At 57.4% G+C, this 16,783-nt stretch carries 19 protein-coding genes and 1 pseudogene; 14 read left to right on the forward strand and 6 right to left on the reverse strand.

Translation table 11 applies throughout. The annotated features are described in order from the left end of the window. Nucleotides 1-106 precede the first annotated feature (106 nt). Nucleotides 107-250 carry a universal stress protein gene (locus HGP14_RS34155; protein WP_409527122.1) on the reverse strand — a complete coding sequence of 48 codons (144 nt, stop codon included), beginning with the start codon at nt 248-250 and terminating at the stop codon, nt 107-109. A gap of 119 nt (nt 251-369) precedes the next feature. After that, entirely contained in the window at nt 370-1,206 is an 837-nt protein-coding gene (locus tag HGP14_RS34160; protein WP_168834219.1) for a universal stress protein, read from the reverse strand. Nucleotides 1,207-1,408: 202 nt separating this feature from the next. Here HGP14_RS34160 and HGP14_RS34165 point away from each other — a divergent pair, with 202 nt between their 5' ends. Both HGP14_RS34165 and HGP14_RS34170 read left to right on the forward strand, forming a co-directional pair. Then, on the forward strand, nt 1,409-2,098 hold the full coding sequence (locus tag HGP14_RS34165; RefSeq protein WP_168834220.1) for a CBS domain-containing protein: 690 nt from the start codon (nt 1,409-1,411) through the stop codon (nt 2,096-2,098). Between the two features lie 447 nt (nt 2,099-2,545). Beyond that, nucleotides 2,546-4,324, forward strand: a complete 1,779-nt coding sequence (locus tag HGP14_RS34170; RefSeq protein WP_168834221.1) for an HAD-IIB family hydrolase — start codon at nt 2,546-2,548, stop codon at nt 4,322-4,324. A 65-nt stretch (nt 4,325-4,389) separates the two neighbouring features. Here HGP14_RS34170 and HGP14_RS34175 read toward each other — a convergent pair whose 3' ends face one another. Further along, on the reverse strand, nt 4,390-4,698 hold the full coding sequence (locus HGP14_RS34175) for a hypothetical protein (RefSeq protein ID WP_168834222.1): 309 nt from the start codon (nt 4,696-4,698) through the stop codon (nt 4,390-4,392). Nucleotides 4,699-4,933: 235 nt separating this feature from the next. Here HGP14_RS34175 and HGP14_RS34180 point away from each other — a divergent pair, with 235 nt between their 5' ends. Beyond that, nucleotides 4,934-5,671 (forward strand): response regulator, encoded by a 738-nt coding sequence (locus HGP14_RS34180; RefSeq protein WP_168834223.1) that lies wholly within the window; start codon nt 4,934-4,936, stop codon nt 5,669-5,671. Between the two features lie 31 nt (nt 5,672-5,702). Here the strand turns inward: HGP14_RS34180 and HGP14_RS36915 are convergent, their stop codons facing one another. Next, entirely contained in the window at nt 5,703-8,330 is a 2,628-nt protein-coding gene (locus HGP14_RS36915) for a PAS domain S-box protein (protein WP_409527123.1), read from the reverse strand. 171 nt (nt 8,331-8,501) lie between these two features. On the opposite strand from HGP14_RS36915, the gene HGP14_RS34190 reads away from it, so the two are divergent. The 8 genes and pseudogenes from HGP14_RS34190 to HGP14_RS34220 all read left to right on the forward strand — a co-directional run bounded on the left by HGP14_RS34190 (nt 8,502) and on the right by HGP14_RS34220 (nt 13,854). After that, nucleotides 8,502-9,038: a universal stress protein gene (locus HGP14_RS34190; RefSeq protein ID WP_205927460.1), complete on the forward strand. Its 537-nt coding sequence runs from the start codon at nt 8,502-8,504 to the stop codon at nt 9,036-9,038. A 121-nt stretch (nt 9,039-9,159) separates the two neighbouring features. Beyond that, nucleotides 9,160-9,699, forward strand: coding sequence for a hypothetical protein (locus tag HGP14_RS34195; RefSeq protein WP_168834224.1), 540 nt, complete (start codon nt 9,160-9,162; stop codon nt 9,697-9,699). A gap of 176 nt (nt 9,700-9,875) precedes the next feature. Then, complete coding sequence (locus HGP14_RS34200) at nt 9,876-10,304, forward strand: plastocyanin/azurin family copper-binding protein (protein ID WP_168834225.1); 429 nt, start codon at nt 9,876-9,878, stop codon at nt 10,302-10,304. Between the two features lie 242 nt (nt 10,305-10,546). Beyond that, nucleotides 10,547-11,377: a universal stress protein gene (locus tag HGP14_RS34205; RefSeq protein ID WP_168834226.1), complete on the forward strand. Its 831-nt coding sequence runs from the start codon at nt 10,547-10,549 to the stop codon at nt 11,375-11,377. A 326-nt stretch (nt 11,378-11,703) separates the two neighbouring features. Then, a pseudogene (locus HGP14_RS36920) lies at nt 11,704-11,940 on the forward strand (host attachment protein); the annotation flags it as partial. Further along, on the forward strand, nt 11,879-12,160 hold the full coding sequence (locus HGP14_RS36390) for a host attachment protein (RefSeq protein WP_281408157.1): 282 nt from the start codon (nt 11,879-11,881) through the stop codon (nt 12,158-12,160). The pseudogene HGP14_RS36920 and the gene HGP14_RS36390, both read left to right, overlap by 62 nt. A 722-nt stretch (nt 12,161-12,882) precedes the next feature. After that, complete coding sequence (locus HGP14_RS34215) at nt 12,883-13,395, forward strand: Hsp20/alpha crystallin family protein (protein ID WP_168834228.1); 513 nt, start codon at nt 12,883-12,885, stop codon at nt 13,393-13,395. A gap of 147 nt (nt 13,396-13,542) precedes the next feature. Continuing rightward, nucleotides 13,543-13,854, forward strand: a complete 312-nt coding sequence (locus HGP14_RS34220) for a DUF5335 family protein (RefSeq protein ID WP_168834229.1) — start codon at nt 13,543-13,545, stop codon at nt 13,852-13,854. 196 nt (nt 13,855-14,050) lie between these two features. On the opposite strand, the gene HGP14_RS36395 is transcribed toward HGP14_RS34220, so the two are convergent. Continuing rightward, the gene (locus HGP14_RS36395; protein WP_281408158.1) at nt 14,051-14,185 is read right to left on the reverse strand and encodes a hypothetical protein; all 135 of its coding nucleotides are present in this window, start codon (nt 14,183-14,185) and stop codon (nt 14,051-14,053) included. A gap of 113 nt (nt 14,186-14,298) precedes the next feature. On the opposite strand from HGP14_RS36395, the gene HGP14_RS34225 reads away from it, so the two are divergent. Beyond that, the gene (locus tag HGP14_RS34225) at nt 14,299-14,631 is read left to right on the forward strand and encodes a GYD domain-containing protein (protein WP_168834197.1); all 333 of its coding nucleotides are present in this window, start codon (nt 14,299-14,301) and stop codon (nt 14,629-14,631) included. A gap of 59 nt (nt 14,632-14,690) precedes the next feature. Here the strand turns inward: HGP14_RS34225 and HGP14_RS34230 are convergent, their stop codons facing one another. Then, entirely contained in the window at nt 14,691-14,831 is a 141-nt protein-coding gene (locus HGP14_RS34230) for a transposase (RefSeq protein WP_168834230.1), read from the reverse strand. Between the two features lie 448 nt (nt 14,832-15,279). Between HGP14_RS34230 and HGP14_RS34235 the strand changes: the two genes are divergently transcribed. Together HGP14_RS34235 and HGP14_RS35340 are read left to right on the forward strand one after the other, a co-directional pair. Beyond that, entirely contained in the window at nt 15,280-16,203 is a 924-nt protein-coding gene (locus HGP14_RS34235) for an ABC transporter ATP-binding protein (RefSeq protein ID WP_168834231.1), read from the forward strand. 297 nt (nt 16,204-16,500) lie between these two features. Continuing rightward, nucleotides 16,501-16,783: AAA family ATPase (locus HGP14_RS35340; RefSeq protein WP_205927461.1), on the forward strand; the 283-nt coding region annotated here is incomplete at its 3' end.

Raw genomic sequence — 16,783 nt, forward strand, 5'->3', positions numbered from 1 at the left:
CAAAAGGTAAGCACGGTCCACCTGGCTGGGCTTTAGAGTCTCTAGGAGATAGCGCGTGTCCCTCATGCACAATCCTCCCGCACAATGCACCGCACTGGATTGTCGATCAGTGCCCCCAGAAGATCGGAAATTCCGTCTTTTCGAGCATCGATTGCGTCACGCCGCCAAAGATGCGTTCTCGGAGCCGCGAGTGACTGTAGGCGCCCATGACGACGAGATCGGCTCTGACAGCCGTGGCATCTTGAATCAACGACTGCCTGCATCAAAAGGTAAGCACGGTCCACCTGGCTGGGCTTTAGAGTCTCTAGGAGATAGCGCGTGTCCCTCATGCACAATCCTCCCGCACAATGCACCGCACTGGATTGTCGATCAGTGCCCCCAGAAGATCGGCAATTCCGTCTTTTCAAGCATCGATTGCGTCACGCCCCCAAAGATCCGTTCTCGGAGCCGCGAGTGACTGTAGGCGCCCATGACGACGAGATCGGCTCCGACAGCCGTGGCATGTTGAATCAAGGTCTCATCGACCGTCTTGCCACCGCTCGCCAGAACATCGACCGTAACCTTGACTGCGTGCCGTGCGAGATACGTGGCGACGTCGGCTCCGGGCTCCTCGCCATTGCCCACAGTGGATGCCACAGGGTCGACGAGCGTCACATGGACCTCGGCTGCCGATTGCAAGATCGGTAAGGATAGCTGCACGGCTCGGGCGGCTTCCGGTCTTGAGTCCCACGCCACGAGGATCGAACGCGAAGCAAGCGTCGCTGGTTTATTGGTTGGATTGAAGAGAACGGGTGCAGAGGACTGGAAAAGAGCTCCGTCCAAGATGCGCCTACGCAAATCGTCGTTCCGAGCAGCCTGCTGACCTATCAGCGTTAGATCCGAGTAGAGCGCCCGTTGCGCAATGTCCTCGTCGGCCCAAGCGAACTCCGTGTAAAGGTCATTAACCTCGTAGGATAGACCGGACGGTCCGAGCATCTCCTTGACCGCTTCAATTTGCCCGGCGAGATTTGCGAGAGTGCTCTCTCGGTCCTCAAGCCACGCGTTGACAGCGGCTTCCCCGTAGCTACCGGCGTACGGGGACTGGTCGATGGCAACGACCGTCACTGACAAATGGGCATCGATCGATTGACAGAGAGCAACGGCGCTCTCCACGTCCTCTCGCAAATCGTCGGCATCGACAACGGCCAGAACTGTTTTGAATTGCATGATTTCGTCTCCCCTGCTCCGAAATGAGTATCGACTGACAATAGCAATCTGGCAGCAGCGGACCTTGATCCGTATCAACCGCCCAAGCCTCGTATAGGGGTGCCGCCAATCGCAGAGGCTTGACCAATATCAATGCAGAGGCTGCCGATCGGCACGATGTTGAGCAGCAACAAGGACTGGCGAACGCTGACAGGAGAAAGTTATGCTTGCGAAAGATGTGATGACGTTGACGGTGGTGACTCTCGAAGCCGACCATAGCATTCGACGAGCGATCGAAATCATGGTCGCACACCGGATCGGCGCGCTTCCGGTCATAAGCAGAGATGACACCCTGATCGGTATCGTCACCGAGGGTGATCTGTTACGCAGAATTGGATCTGCGAAGAGCAATACTGGGCTTAAGACCGGTGACGACAGAACAATGGCGCTTCGAGAATACATAAAGACGCGGAGTTGGTGTGTGAAGGACGTTATGACCCGCGAGTTGATCACTGCCAAACCAGAAACACCCGTTGGTCACATTGCAGATCTCATGCTCGCCAATAGCATCAAGCATGTTCCCATTCTCGACCGCGGCCGGATCGCCGGCATCGTCAGCCGCAGCAACCTCCTGCAAGCGCTGTTGTCGCCTCCTGCCGACTGCACCGCATCGGGCGACGAGGCGTTGCATCTTGCCGTCTGTACCCGGCTTCTCTCTGAATTGAACCTTCAGCCCGAGCGCGTTCATGTAGTCGTGTCGAATTGCAAGGTGACCCTCACGGGCGACGTCGACAGCGAATTGGAGCGGGTTGCAGCGCGTGTTGCCGCTGAAAGCGTTCGAGGTATTTCCGGGGTTGTAAATGAACTGGTGGTACCGAGCCAGCGGTCCCAGCCTTCGTTTCCTGGAGACTGAACTCCGCGGCGTTGGCGCCCCGAGGCGTGCGCCCCCGAATCCACGCAATACCATCGCCTACTCTTGCAGCAAATTACCTTCATAGGAACGCGCATCGGTATCGTCACCCGCAGCACTCAGTAAACAGCGCGATCGCCTCTACCGACTCGCCAAAAACCAGTTCTTGGCCATCAGCCGATTGCCTCATCGCCGGAACCGGACGCGTGTTCTGGTGCCGCCGCCCTCCCCGCCGTCCCCAGCGGCGGATGAAGGCGGCGGCTTTCGCGCGCTGCGAGCCTCATTCGGCGGCCGCTCGATACGACTCGGCCTCACGAGGCAATGTATGAAAGCTCCGCGTGGCACGTATCGCATTGATGCGGATCAAGGCACGGGCCGTCTGGTTTGCGAATGTCGCGCTTGCCCCTGAGCCGATCGGAAACAGAGACGGAGATTTCAGGGGCGGTATGGATGGCCGTAACCAAAGGGCTGATGTGGATCAATGACGTTGGCTCGGTTGTGGCGAAGTATCCCCAGAATGGTCAGCGTGAGGGCATTATGTACTTCCTGGCACTTGCTGTAGATTTTGATGGAACCCTGGCCCAAGACGGAGTTGTTTTGCCTGAAACCCTGGACGCGCTCCGTGGTCTGATGCGGTCCGGTCGGAGACTCGTTCTGGTCACCGGGCGGCGGCTTGACGACTTGAAGAATCTGGTCCCCGAACTCGACCTTTTCGAAAGAGTCGTTCTCGAGAACGGTGCGGTGCTTTACGAGCCGAAAAACGATCGTGAGCGCATCCTCGCACCGGCCCCATCGGATGCTCTCGTGCAACGCCTCGCCGAACGGGGGATCGCACCGCTCGAAATCGGCAAAGCGGTCGTCGCGACATGGCATCCGCACGAGAGAGCCGTACTTGCGGCCATCACCGAACTTGGTCTCGAGCTGCAAATCATTTTCAACAAGGGCGCGATCATGATCCTACCGACGAGCGTCAACAAGGCGTCGGGTTTGCGGGCTGCGCTTGATGAACTCGACATTTCTCCGCTCAACGTGGTCGGTATCGGTGATGCTGAAAATGATCACAGTTTCCTTCGGATCTGTGGGTGCTCTGCTGCGGTCGGAAACGCCCTTCCCGCGATCAAGCAGGCCGTGGACGTCGTGGCGGTGCACGACCATGGCGCTGGCGTCATCGAGATGGTCCGGCGGATCGAGAGCGAGGATCTGGGCCTCATCTCTGAAAGAAAGCGCGGTATTCCGGCCGGCGGCGATTTCCGCCATGGCACGCAGTACCTCCTGCCGGAGGATCTTGTTCTTATCGTCGGCAATTCCGGCTGCGGAAAATCCAGCTACGCCACACGACTGACAGAGGAAATGGCAGCGCGACAGCATGAATTCTGCGTGATTGACCCCGAGGGCGATTATATAGGTCTCGATAATGCCGAGACTATCGGCGGGACCAAGGACCCGCCCGCGACACAAGAGGCACTCCGTCTTCTGATCAGCGCGGGCGTGAATGTCGTCGTGAACACGCAGGCGCTCGACCTGAGCGAGCGGCAACGTTTGTTCGGAGTGCTGCTGACAGCAGTGGCCGAACTCCGGAGAACGACGGGAAGACCTCATTGGCTGCTCATAGACGAAGCACATCATGTCATGCCGGCTTTACAAAAAGACCGTTGCGACGGGCCTCTTGTGGGCTCCGGCGCGATTTTGCTTTCGCTTGAGCCAACGGCGTTACCTTTGTCTGTCCTACGGAACATCACCGTCTTTATCTCGATGGGCACGACTGCTGCAGCGATGGTTTCTGATTTTGCTCGTATCATCGGCGTGAGACCACCGAGCGCCCTCCCTCAACCTGCAGCCGACGAAAAGCTCATATGGCACCCGACACTCGATGAGAAAGTGATCCGCCTGATGACAAGGCCTCCTTCCCAGCGGCACAACCGTCATGCCGGCAAATACGCGACGGGTGACGTTGGCGATTGGCATAGCTTCTACTTCCGCGGCCCACGCCATGCGGCCAATCATCGGGCTGGAAACTTGAAGGAGTTCGTGACGCTGTCGCGCACTCTCGATGATGAGACATGGGACCATCACCTCTTGACCGGTGATTATGCCCGTTGGTTTCAACATGTGATCAAGGATGATGTGCTCACCCAACGAGCGTTGTCCGCACAGGCTGATTGGGCAGCCGATTCCACGTCGCACCGCCGCGCGCTGATTGAGGCAATCAACTCCCGCTACAAGTTGTGAATTTGCCAATGTCGGCTTAAGGCCTTAGCAGTCAGCCAGGTCCGCTCGAAATGAGAAATTGGCGCCTAGAGATCGGAATGCTTTTTCGGCTTGGCTCCCATTTCTAGATCCACCTCGTCCTCGAAGTCCCGCTTCTTGAGAGCAATGAACTGCCGGTATCCCTCGGGGTCGACCCAAACGGCCGCACCCTCCTTCGACATGCGAGCATACTTGCTCTCCATGTCAAAGAATTCGGTGTGGAACCCGAACCACATATCGGGCTTCAACATTTCTAGAAAATGGTGCGTGTTGCGATGATCGTCCGCGATGCCAGGATAGTCGGCTTTGTCGCCGGTGAGCCAGTAGCCGGGGTTGAAGCCCGCGCCGTCAGGCATGACGACGCTGTAAGCTTTCCCGCTCTCGATGATCTAGGTCATCCGGGGCGAAACTGCCGATGGCCTCAAGCGCGCATGCCGCCTAAAAACCGTTTCCCCGTTGGGAGGCGGCGGCTTCTCAGTGCCGAAGGCGCCTCGGAAGGTAAACTGCGATATAGCGGCGCATGCACCTGCGATGAGTTGCGCGATATTCGAAGGCGAATTATAAATTTCCGGTCGGCATTGCGGGGGCGACATGGCCGAGGACAATTCAACAGCGCCACATCTTCTGGTCGTCGATGACGATCCTCGTATCCGCTCGATGCTGAAGCGGTATTTCGAAGGAGAGGGATTTCGCGTCAGCGAGGCTGAAAATGGAACTCAGTTGCGGCAGCAGCTCCGGGACAAGATCGACCTGATCTTGCTCGACATCGGACTGCCTGGCGAGGATGGCTTGACGCTTGCCCGTGAGATCCGGGCCAGCCGTCAGATAGCAATCATTATCGTTTCGGGCCGCGCCGATGACGTGGACCGGATCGTGGGTCTCGAAATCGGCGCGGATGACTACATTGCCAAGCCGTTCAATCTGCGTGAGGTCTTGGCTCGGGTCCGCAGCGTTCTGCGGCGGACCCAGGCCTCGGTCGCCGTTCGGCCTGCCCAGACGTTGAATGCTGCAGGAATAACGCGCTTCGATGGCTGGACCCTTGATCACAACAGGCGAGAACTGAGAACGCCCGCCGGCAAAACCATCACTTTGACAACCGGCGAATTCGATCTTCTGGCAGTGTTTGCCAAGAACCCCGGCCGCGCATTGACTCGCGACTTCCTGATGGACCAGACGCGGGGACGGTCGTGGGAAGTCTTCGATCGCTCCATCGACGCGCAGGTGACGCGGCTTCGGCGGAAAATCGAAGCGGATGACGGAGATAGCGCGCTGATTAAATCAATCCGTGGCGTCGGGTACCTCTTCACGGGACGAGCTGAACATCTCTGAACACGGTCCGTGTGCTTATGGGGGTCGGGACTCATCGTCGTCCGTTGCTGAAGATTGCTTCCAGACGCTTGGCGAGGTCGACCGCAGTGTAGGGCTTTATCAACCATTGGTCGTTCTTGACGTCAATATCCTTGAACGCCCCCAGGTCTGCGTAACCGGACGTGAACAGCACTGGAAGCCCGGGCTGACGTTGACGAACTTCCAAAGCCAGCTCCGCTCCAGACATGCCGCCGGGCATGACCACATCGGTGAACAGGAGATCGATGTCTCTTTCTCGCTCCAGCAGATCGAGCGCCGCTCGACCGTTTGATGCCTCCACCACCCTGTATCCAAGCTTCTCTAGTCGCGCCACTGTGACGCGCCGCACGCGATCGTCGTCCTCGACTACGAGGACCCGTTCACCCTTCCCCTCCGGCAACGAAGATTTACTTCGTTTCTCGCCGGCATTGCCTATCTCGCGAACATCCCGCGCTGCCGGGAGATAGATCCGAATGGTGGTTCCGTGGCCTTCTTCGCTGTATAGGGCGATATGTCCGCCGGATTGCTTGACAAAGCCATAGACAGAGCTCAGTCCCAGTCCGGTTCCCGACTCCTGTGGCTTGGTTGTAAAAAATGGCTCGAACGCCCTTTCCTTCACTTCTGTGGACATGCCGGTGCCGGTGTCGCTGACCATGATCAGGACGTATCGGCCGGGGCGGACCTCGGAATAGGCTTCAGCGTAGTCCTGGTCGAGCTCCGTTTCTGATACCTCCATTGTCAGGATACCGCCATCAGGCATCGCATCGCGCGCGTTGATGCTCAGATTAAGCAATGCATTTTGAAGCTGCGATGCGTCAACGATGATCCGGCAACCTATTGTGATGCTGGTCTTGATCTCGATGGTTTCACCAAGGGTGCGGCGCAATAGGTCCCCCGTCGCCGCCACCAGCTGGCCTGCGTCCGACAGAACGGGATTGAGCGGCATTTGGCGACCGAAGGCCAGCAAGCTGGCGGTCAGTTGCGCGGCGAGGTCGGCTGCTTCCTGCGCATCCGTCATTAACTCGGGATGCTGGCCGTCCAGTTTCGCCTCCAGCATTTCCAGGTTGCCCTTGATGACGGTTAGAAGGTTGTTGAAGTCGTGCGCGACACCGCCGGTCAGCTTGCCAATCGCTTCCATTTTCTGGGTTTGACGGAGCTCCTGTTCGATACGCCGCTTTTCCGTCTGATCCCTCATAAAGCCGGTGAAAACCTTTTCGCCTTCGAAATCCGCTTCCCCGACGTGCAACTCGAGGGGCAAACGCGTACCATCCTTCTTCAGTCCTGTCACAACCCGGCTTTTTCCCATGATCCGCCGCTCGCCCGTATTCAGATAGTGTTCAATGTAGCCGTCATGGGCGCTGCGGTCCGGCTCGGCCATCAGGATGCGCACATTGCCTCCGGTGACTTCATCCGCTTTGTAACCGAAGAGTTTCTCTGCCGTCGCGCTGAAGGAGCGGATCGTGCCTTGGCTATCGATGACCACCATGGCGCTCGGAACGGTCGCGAGGATCGAGCGCAGATGCGCCTCGCGTCGAAGTGCCTCGGCCGCAGCGGTCGAAAGCGCTCTTCCGACCTGATTTATCTCCTCTACTGGCGTCTGCACAGGCGACACGTCGGCATGGCTCGTCAGTTGCAGCGCAGCGCTTTGCAGGCTTGAAAGTGCTTTTGAAAGGCGAGAACCTGTCCAGGTTGCAAAGGCAATGGCAAAGGCTATCAAAGCGCTGCCGATGGCGATGAGGACCATCGAGGCTCTCCGGAAGGGAGCGTTCAAGCTCGAAAGCGGCATGGTAACGGCTGCTGTCCAGCCAGTATCTTGGGATCGCTCGAAGGCGGCAACGACTTCCATGCCGTTAAGGCTTCGCCCGGTCCACATTCCGTTGCGGCCGATCGTAGCGGCTGACCACTCGGGGGGCGACCGACGTCCCACGAACGTAGAGTGCGCCTGCGTTCGAGCTATGACACGGTCATCTCCATCAATTAGTCCTGCAAACCATCCCTGCTCAAGCTGCACCTGCGACAGGGTTGCAACGAAGTGCGTGGCAGGCAAATCGAGGGAAAGAATGTAAATAGGCTGGCCTTCTCGCACCACCGGAACATATTCGGTGACAAAGTATGAGCCATCGCGTTGAATCAAATTGCTGACAGCTGGCATTTTCGAGTCAGCGACGCGCCTTTGGTAAGCTTGACTAACCTCATCCAATTGCGGCAACTCGGATCCCCATGGCGCCGACGTACTCATTACAGGCCGCCTTTCGCCCGGCACTGTCACTGTAAGAGCATAACCAAGTGCGGTATAAGTCTCACTTGTGCGCTCATAGAACCCTCGGACATCGCCGGCGCGCAGTGCAGGCGATGTCGCCAGGGTCTCCAGAAGAATTCGTGGCGCTGAGAGCGAATGATCAACCGAGGCCGCCATTTCTCGTGCGGCTGATCGGGCGCGATCCATTGCTTTATTTCGTTCTGCATCAACATAAAACCAGGCAAGGGCAACAGCAAAGACAAGAATTGGTAGGATCAAGCCTGCGGAAAAGAATATCAGGTAACTGATCGCTCCCCAGGAGCGCGCTTCGCGCTGGCGCTCACCATTGCTTGAAGTGGCCGCCGCTCGCCCGGGACCGACATCAGAGGGAGCATCGTTCATTTTGCGAATTTCCTGTTGAGCATCCCACCGCATCCGGTCCCCGCAGCCTAACGAAGGACTTCCAAGAATCAATTGATCTAGCGCAAACCAAGTTTTTGTCGCATGGCCATCGCAGCAGCTCTTTGACGAGAGTCAATGCGCTGCGGTGGAATTACCCGAGACTTTGCTCAAATGGAGGAAAGTCCCATAACCAAACACGTTCTTGTCGCAACCGATGGATCAGACAAAGCCCGAGAAGCCGTGACGATGGCGGCAAACCTAGCCAAGAGTCTCGGAACAAGGCTCACGATCCTTCACGTCATCCTGCACGGGCTGAGGGCCAAAGAGGCGAGCCACCTCGCCGAGGCGGAGCATCTCGTGCGCCGTGTATCGGCCGTGACGTTGCCGCAGTTGGAGCGCATTCCAACCTCGATGGGCGAGTTATTCCGCGCTTCGCAAGGCCGCATCTCAGAGATGGTTTCCGTCCTGGGCAATCGGATCACCGAGGACGCTGCCGAAAGTGCCCGAAGCATCGGCGTCAGCGGCGTTGATACCCGCGTCGAGCCCGGCGACTATGCCGAAACAATTCTTGCGGTAGCTGAGGAAATCGGCGCAGACATGATCGTCGTTGGAAGCCGCGGGCTCGGGCGGTTGAAAGGCATGCTTGTCGGAAGCGTATCGCAAAAGATCATCCAGCATGCACATTGTTCGGTCCTGGTGGTGCGATGAAGGTCTCCACTGCCAGCGCACAGGAGAGCGGCACGAAACCAGAGGCGTTGTTTCGTTGACCTGACAGCAGGACATCTTTCGTTAAATCCACGACGAATACCCGGCAGCGCCGGAGGCCGCGGTGTCAGCGCTCGGAAATCGTGCCATCTACCATGACGGCTGGCTCGCCGCCACGCCGCCGCCGCAGCCGCCCTGGCTGATGGGCCAGGCCAAAATGCCGGACGTGGTCGACGGCTACGAATGGGAGCTCTACAACATAGCCAATGACTATTTGGAGAGCGAGGATCTCGCTGCCAAGATGCCGAGAAGCTGCACGACATGCAGCACCTCTTCCTGGTCGAGGCGGAGAAATACGGCGCGTTCCCGCTCGACCACTCAGTTCTCGAGCGCGCTCTTGCGCCGCGACCAAGCGCAACCGCCGGACGCATCCTCTTCAGCTATGCGGGCGAGGTGTCGGGTCTCGATCCTAGCAATGCCCCGAACATCCTTAGCAAGTCCTATATCATCACGGCACACGTGGACATTGGACCGAGCGAAGGTGGGGCGTTCGGCGGATACGGTCTCTACCCGATCAGGCGTCAACGACAACGACTATCACGTGCCGTTCAAGTTCACCGGCAATATCGCCAAGCTTACGGTCGAATTGAAATCGGTTAACTAGAAACGCAAGTTGGCTCCGCGACAGTGCCAGGGGACTTCGAAGCATCTTCTAAGCTCGGGTTGCACGCAGGCTTGCAACGGCCGAAAGGTTTGGCGTCGACCTTGCCAGATCGTGTTCAGGCTGCCGTCAGAAACGGAGCATACGTGGGCGCGGGCTGTAGAGAAAAGGCGGATGTAATGAAGAAGTACACTTGTTTTGCGCTCGCGGTTTTCGCGACGATCTCAACATCTAATACCTCGTGGGCTGCTACCACGGTGAAGGTTCTCGAAGGCGGCGAGGGTGGAGGTCCAATGACACTTACGCTCGACCAATCTACTATCAAGGCGGGCGATACGGTCTTTGCCGTTCACAACGACGCCATGACGGAAGAACACGAGATGGTTCTCGTGAAGCTCAAGTCTCCCGATCAGAAGGTCCCGTTGATCAGATCGAAGCATCGCGTCGACGAAAAGCAGTTGAAGAGCTTCGGCGAAGTTTCCGATCTTAAACCTGGCACGGATGGTCAACTGAAGGCGAAACTGACACCTGGTTCCTACCTAATCCTCTGCAACATCAAAGGACACTTCGAGGCGGGAATGCAGGCAACGCTCACTGTCACCGAATAGCGTTAACGACGGGTGGTGCGCCTACGGGCGGATCACCCGTCGCACGCTCTGGATGTCTGGTTGAGAATTGACCCTTAACCTCCTCTTCATCCGTGGAGGAGCATTGGTGTCGCATCGGTGATTGGGAGCGATACTTCACCGAGGTCAAGGCGGCCGACGATTGGGCCTGAACTTTGACAAGCATCAAAGACAGTCGTGCAGGAGGCAATCACTTTGTGCTGATTTGATAGGAGGGCAGTCAAGTGAGCATTAAAACCGTTTTGTGCATCCTCGGCGTCGATCGCTGGGAAAACGACATTCAGACCGCCGTCGAATTCTGCGAGGCACAAGGCGCACACTTGACCGCGCTGATGATCACTATCGGCGGCGTGCCGGCGTTAACCTATGAGGCTGCCTCCACCATGTGGCTGGAAGAGCAGCAGAAAGAAATCGATCGCCTTGCCGAGGAAGCGAAGGCAGTTAAAAAAAACCTGGAAAGGACGGCACTGTCCTTTGACGTCCAGCAGGTCTACACAGAGTTCGCCTGGGCCGACGAAGACATCGCCGAACGCGCTCTCTACGCCGATCTAGTGCTCGTAGGAGCTGAGGCCGCAAGCAATGAAGATCTTCAGAGACGGGTTATCGACGGAGCCCTGTTTCAGTCTCCGACGCCGATCCTCATAAATCCCCGGATGCAGGCCGTAGCAGCCGCTCCCAAGTCGGTGTTGGTTGCTTGGGATTCGAGCGACGAGGTCGCGCGCGCGACCCGCCAGTCGATGGAATTCCTGCAGGGCTGCGATGCCGTTTATGTGACACTCGTAGATCCTGTCGCGGCCAGGTTCCCGAACGGCGAAGAGCCCGGATCCGATATCGCAACCTTTCTCGCTCGTCACGGGGTCAAGGCGCAGGTCGACCGTATCTCAAGCGGCGGCCGTCGCGTGGACGAGGCCTTGCGACAGCATGCGACGGACGTGGCAGCCGACATGGTGGTTATGGGCGCCTACAACCATCCAAGAATTCAACAGCGTCTCTTCGGCGGCGTAACGAAATCGATGCTGAAGGACAGCCGGATCCCACTTTTCCTATCCCGGTGAACAAGGAGCCATAGCACCCCTCGCGGCCGACGGCGCTGCTCCGGACGCTCCTGTTCTTCATGCAAGGAGGAACGCCACGAGCGGCATGTCCGTTCGAACTTGACAGCGTGCTTTCTCATCAAAGTGGTCGATTAGGCTGCAGGCATTTTCAAGCCTATGGATTGGTATGATGCCCGAGTTTTTCGTTCATTGATCCACGGCAATCTCGCCCCGTCAATTCAGCGATAGGCTCGTATTAGTGGCGCGAAACTCGGTGCACCCGATGTTGAAGGCGTGCCTCAACGTCAGACTTTGACAATTCACATCGACGAAAAAGGACCAGAAAGATGGACAGGTTACGAATTCATTCAAAGGACTGGCTTCTCGTATGTGATGGATCCAAGGCCCTCTTTCTGCGCAACGAGGGTGACGCACAGGATCTCGATCTCGTCGAGGTCCGCACCTCGATCAATGAGAGAGTTTCGACACATGAGTCCGGCACCGACCGTCCGGGAAGAGTCTATGCGTCCGCCGGCGGTATGCGAAGCTCCGTCGAGGCCCCCGACCTTCACGAGCGGCAGGAACAGGAGTTCCTCGCGAACAATTGCGCGGAAGATCGAAGCAGAAGTCGAAAGCGGTGGAATGAAACGCCTGCTTCTGATCGCTCCTCCACACGCGCTCGGTATTCTCCGCCAGTATCTTGGAGTGAGAGCTCAGGGAGCCATATTCGGAGAGATCGCCAAGGACTTCACGAAAATGCCCGTACACGAGATCGAAGCTAAGCTTCAGGAGGAGGACGACTAAGAAACAATCGACGCAACTTCGATCAAGAAGCCTTCGCAACGGGCAGCTTGTATCTGCTTAGCTAATGCTTCTTTAGTCGCCTCGCCGTCAGCAGGTCACTGAGATGCGGAATTATGTAGCAAATGCCACAAAACGTCGGAGCCATAACCGCGGAAGTAATGCATTTGCATTGCCTCTTGGCTCTCCAATGCAAATGCTACGTGACAAGATGGAAGGAGGCGATTCTACGACCGTTACACTGCGCCAAGATATGTACTCGACGAGCCGGAATTCGAGCCAAGTACTGATGCTGCCGACATCGGCGTTACTCCCAAAAGAGGCGTGATCAAGCTCAGTGGAAACGTCGCCACCTGCGCCGAGAAGGTGTACCGCCGAGCACACTGCACGACGCGTCCAGAGGACGCCGTCACGGCTAAGGTCCGGAACGGCTGGGTCACCTTGGAAGGTAAAGTATCGCATATCTCACGAATCCTCTCTCCCGTTGAGGAGGGGCTCTTTCGAGCTTGTCCTTTTTAGCTGGACAGCCCGCATTTAGGGACGGTTCTGCGCGAACCGGCGAGTCATTCGCCTGACAGTCGACTGGGAAATGTTTGGGCGTTCTTGACCCGCATCAAAGTAGCGAGACCAAAGTCGTGTTTCGATGGCGTAGCTCAATGGTTGAGCTCAAGCACATGAATGGAATCCGGGATTTTTGGATTCAGCTTGGCGAACAGGAGATGATCATGCCTGACACAATACCCGTTAAGACAGAACAGAAGACCACGCCGGCTGCGGGCGGCATCTGGTCGCCGTTCGAATCGCTCCGCACCGAAATCGACCGTCTCTTCGACGACTTCGGACCGTCATGGCGTCCACTCGCTCGGCCGTTCTTCGGACGTGCTATGCCCTCGAGTGGGTGGATCATGTCGCCTGCGGTCGATATCGTTGAAAAGGATGACGCTTTCGAAGTCACGGCTGAAGTCCCCGGATTGGACGAGAAGAACCTCGATGTCAGGCTCGCAAACGGTGTCCTGACCATCCGGGGCGAGAAGAATGAGGAAAAGGACGAGAAGGATGAGGCCTATCATGTTTCCGAACGGCGCTACGGCTCGTTCCAGCGCTCGTTCCAACTTCCCGACGTCGTCGAGGCCGACAAGGTCAACGCAGCCTTCGCGAAGGGCATTCTCAAGGTAACGCTTCCGAAGAGCCCCACCGCAAAGAAGAATGATCGCAAGATCGAGATCAAAGCCAGCTGAGAAGCGGCAGGGTGGACACCGTCCGAGCGCGCCCGCCCTGCTCTCCTAAGAATCGGGTCGATGGCTAGCAATACGTCACGCACCACGGAGGCGATTCTTGCGGGAGCGGGATTTTGCCCGCGGGATCGCAAATCAGGAGGAACGAAAATGGGAGCTAGAGTCCTCGCGAAGTCCGAATGGGCACCTTATTTCTCGCGACTTCATAGGGTTGTGCAAGGCAGAGGAATCAAGATCGAAGTCGTCGGTGCGGCGCTCGGCGACCAGGTTCTCCTGGAATCCGCCGCCTTGCTGGGCGCGACCTACGAGCCCAGGCAGGACACTCTCGAAATTTCCGTGAAAGGCATAACGCACGTCATCAACGAGCCGCGGAAGATCTCGATTCAGATGGGCAACGGAGACGTGAGCGCAATCGAAGTGGTCGACAGCGCTGAGCGGCAGCAGATCCTGATATTCGCTTAGCAGATCGTGTTGGCAATGTTTACGTGCCAAAGACCACTGAAGCCACATTGCCAAAATACTTGTCAGCATCTCGTATGCGCTTCGGTGATGTCCGGCAAAGGACCAGCCGCGGCTACTCCGGCCGCGAATACGACTCTGACGCATTTGAGCGTCTCGATCGTCTCCGATGTGCCGCTCACACCTTGTGTGCGCTCGATCAATGCGCGGCTGGTATCCGGATCGCGCCGCCGAAAGAAAGGCTGGCGCGCCCGGCCTTCGGCAGTTTCGCCGACATCCTTGTCGTCGGCGTCGATGTTTCGACGGAGAAGAGGGCGGCGCGGGACTTCTTCACGACGTACGCCGGGTTTACTCTGCTTTATCTAATCGCGGCGAACGCCTAGATGTGAGATATTGAATATGCGGCAGATCACCCGATCTACCCGAATAGTTGAGGGAGGATGTCCTATGCCACTGTTCATAATCACAGGGTGTTATTCAGCCACGGCAGCGAAGGGAATGATCGCCGATCCATCGGACCGGGAAGCGGCGGCCCGTGCCATCATGGAAGCAGCAGGCGGGAAACAGCATTCTTTCTACGTCACGACCGGCGAAACTGACTGGATGATAATCGCGGAATTCCCCGACGGTGTTGACCTTATCCCCGCACTTCTTGTCGTCGGCGCATCGGGAGCAGTATCGAATATCAAAACCGTGCGAGCATACACGGGTGCAGAATTCAAGGCCGCCCAAGAAAAGGCGGGCAAAATCGCATCTGCCTACAAAGCCCCTGCAAAATAAGCAGACCACTCGTTGGATCATCTCTGGCAGCGGATGTTCGATCCGCTGCCAGTTCGTAGTTAGCGTTCCGCCACCTCGTTCACCGTCACGCCCGGACGCGCACTCTCTGAAACGATCCGCGCCTTGACCTCGTCAGGCCATTGGCGATGCGCCTCACGTCGACCGCGCCGCGTCGTGAGAACCTCCAACGTAGTCTCCATGGAGAAACTCCTTATCGCTCGTCCATGGAAACTCGATCACAGGTAAGGCGACAACGCGCAACGTGGGGGCAGAACACCGGTTGCTCTCGATCGTTCGCAGAATGCGGCGGATGACCGCAGCACGTCGTATGCGACTCGCTGCTCGCAGCCGAGATGCTCTGCAAGCTCGCGTATCCAGACGCCAGCTTCCTGAGCGGCGTCCGGAAGGGTTTGAAACGGACTAGGGCGCTCCCAAGGGGCTGGAAGGCCGTTGCTCACCAATGTCCTTGATCCCGGTCAAATCGTCGGCAGGTTGATCCTGATTGCGATGGGTCAATGCAAGACAATCGGGGATCTGATCGGATATCTCGACTTGGAGGATGTCAGGGTGAGAGCTGAGAGCACTTTTGATAGGGCGCCTGCGACTAACGTGCAGGAGCCGCATGCCAAATCCCGCGAGGAAGACGTCATGCCGCGCAAGCTCCTTGGTTTCATCTTCATGATGGGCCGCGGCCATCAGGGGGTCTTAGTGCTCCTTTCGGTCGTGCTCTTTGCCGTCGGCATCCTGCCGCTGGAGGTTCAGAGGAGAATCATCAACGGCGCGACGCAAGGCTCCAGCTTCAACGCCATCCTCGCGCTCGTGTTTGGCTACCTCGCGCTTGTCATGACAGAAGGCGGAGTTAAACTCGTCTTGAACATCTACCGCGGCTGGATCGGCGAAGTGGCCATCCGCTGGCTACGCACAGCGGTTCTGGACGTGCGAGAGCGTCACCTCGAGGAACTGACGACATTAGCTGAGGGGGTGGAGATGTCGATCGTACTCGCCGAAGCCGAACCAGTCGGCGGATTTGTCGGCACCAGTATCTCCGAGCCAATCCTTCAGGCGGGAGTGCTCCTGGCCGTCGGCAGCTACATGATGTATCTGCAGCCGTTCTTGGCGCTCGCAGTCGCTGCGGTGTTCGTACCTCAGGCACTTCTGGTGCCTATCCTGCAAAGCCTCATCAATCAGCGTGTAAAGACGAAGATCACCGTGATGCGACACCTTAGCGAAGAAATGGTCGATCACACCTCTTCGCCGAAAGCACCGCAGCACCAGGCGGCGCGTGTCCAGAGGCTGTTTTTGACGAACATGAGCATCTACAAGCTCAAGTACTCCCTCAATTTCCTGATGAACCTCATGTTTCAGTTCGGTTATGCGGGGATATTTGCACTTGGCGGTTACTACGTCGCAACAGGCAAGACCGAGATTGGAACGGTCGTAGCCTTCATCGCAGGTCTCAACAAGGTTTCGGGCCCCTGGGATGCATTGGTCGACTGGTATCGCGACCTCAGGGTGACGCAAGTCAAATACGAACTGATCCGAGACGCGAGCGCGACGAACTCAACAGAATGAAGTTTGCTGTCGCACCGAACGAATGCGGCATGACTTAGCGCCTCGGCTGAACTTGACCAAGGTCAAAGAAATAAGCGCCCTCGCGTGCGAGAAAACCATCTGTGCTAACTCGGCAGAACCGCGATGAAACGTCGGAGAGCCTTCCAAATTGGATACGCTATTGCCGCGCTCACTATCTGGAGATCGATTCAGCTTTGGTTGGCGTCGCGCGACGTCGTGGATGTCCCTTATAGGGACCTCATGCAGATGGAGCATCGGCAAGTCGAAGGCCAAGGTCTATCTTGAGCGGCAACTGGCGTGACCTTCGAGACGTTGCCGGCGCAGAGACGAGGCAAAGGCGGAGCTGCAGGAACTCGTTTCATTCTGGAAAGAGAAGGAGCGTTATGGACGGCCTGTATCCAAAAGGGCATCCTTTTGGTCGGACCACCCGGAACGGGCAAGACACTTTTGGCTCTGACCTTGCCCGTTGAAATGATCCATTTTGAAGTAAGCTCTGGCCCATTGAGAGGACCAGGGAATGAAGCGCAAGTGTTTTACAGACGAACAGATTATCGGCATTCTGAAGGAGCACGAGGCGGGC

Origin of the sequence: Rhizobium sp. P32RR-XVIII (genome assembly GCF_012641395.1) — a bacterium.
In the GTDB taxonomy this organism is placed as follows: Bacteria; Pseudomonadota; Alphaproteobacteria; order Rhizobiales; family Rhizobiaceae; genus Rhizobium.

Excerpts from the sequence above, each read along its gene's own strand:
- HGP14_RS36915 (WP_409527123.1), bottom strand. The coding sequence starts at position 8,330 with ATGAACGATGCTCCCTCTGATGTCGGTCCCGGGCGAGCGGCGGCCACT.
- HGP14_RS34175 (WP_168834222.1), bottom strand. The coding sequence starts at position 4,698 with ATGCCTGACGGCGCGGGCTTCAACCCCGGCTACTGGCTCACCGGCGAC.
- HGP14_RS34170 (WP_168834221.1), top strand. The coding sequence starts at position 2,546 with ATGGCCGTAACCAAAGGGCTGATGTGGATCAATGACGTTGGCTCGGTT.
- HGP14_RS34235 (WP_168834231.1), top strand. The coding sequence starts at position 15,280 with ATGCCGCGCAAGCTCCTTGGTTTCATCTTCATGATGGGCCGCGGCCAT.
- HGP14_RS34220 (WP_168834229.1), top strand. The coding sequence starts at position 13,543 with ATGGGAGCTAGAGTCCTCGCGAAGTCCGAATGGGCACCTTATTTCTCG.
- HGP14_RS34230 (WP_168834230.1), bottom strand. The coding sequence starts at position 14,831 with ATGGAGACTACGTTGGAGGTTCTCACGACGCGGCGCGGTCGACGTGAG.
- HGP14_RS34165 (WP_168834220.1), top strand. The coding sequence starts at position 1,409 with ATGCTTGCGAAAGATGTGATGACGTTGACGGTGGTGACTCTCGAAGCC.
- HGP14_RS34180 (WP_168834223.1), top strand. The coding sequence starts at position 4,934 with ATGGCCGAGGACAATTCAACAGCGCCACATCTTCTGGTCGTCGATGAC.
- HGP14_RS34215 (WP_168834228.1), top strand. The coding sequence starts at position 12,883 with ATGCCTGACACAATACCCGTTAAGACAGAACAGAAGACCACGCCGGCT.
- HGP14_RS34160 (WP_168834219.1), bottom strand. The coding sequence starts at position 1,206 with ATGCAATTCAAAACAGTTCTGGCCGTTGTCGATGCCGACGATTTGCGA.
- HGP14_RS34225 (WP_168834197.1), top strand. The coding sequence starts at position 14,299 with ATGCCACTGTTCATAATCACAGGGTGTTATTCAGCCACGGCAGCGAAG.
- HGP14_RS34190 (WP_205927460.1), top strand. The coding sequence starts at position 8,502 with ATGGAGGAAAGTCCCATAACCAAACACGTTCTTGTCGCAACCGATGGA.
- HGP14_RS36390 (WP_281408157.1), top strand. The coding sequence starts at position 11,879 with ATGCGTCCGCCGGCGGTATGCGAAGCTCCGTCGAGGCCCCCGACCTTC.
- HGP14_RS34200 (WP_168834225.1), top strand. The coding sequence starts at position 9,876 with ATGAAGAAGTACACTTGTTTTGCGCTCGCGGTTTTCGCGACGATCTCA.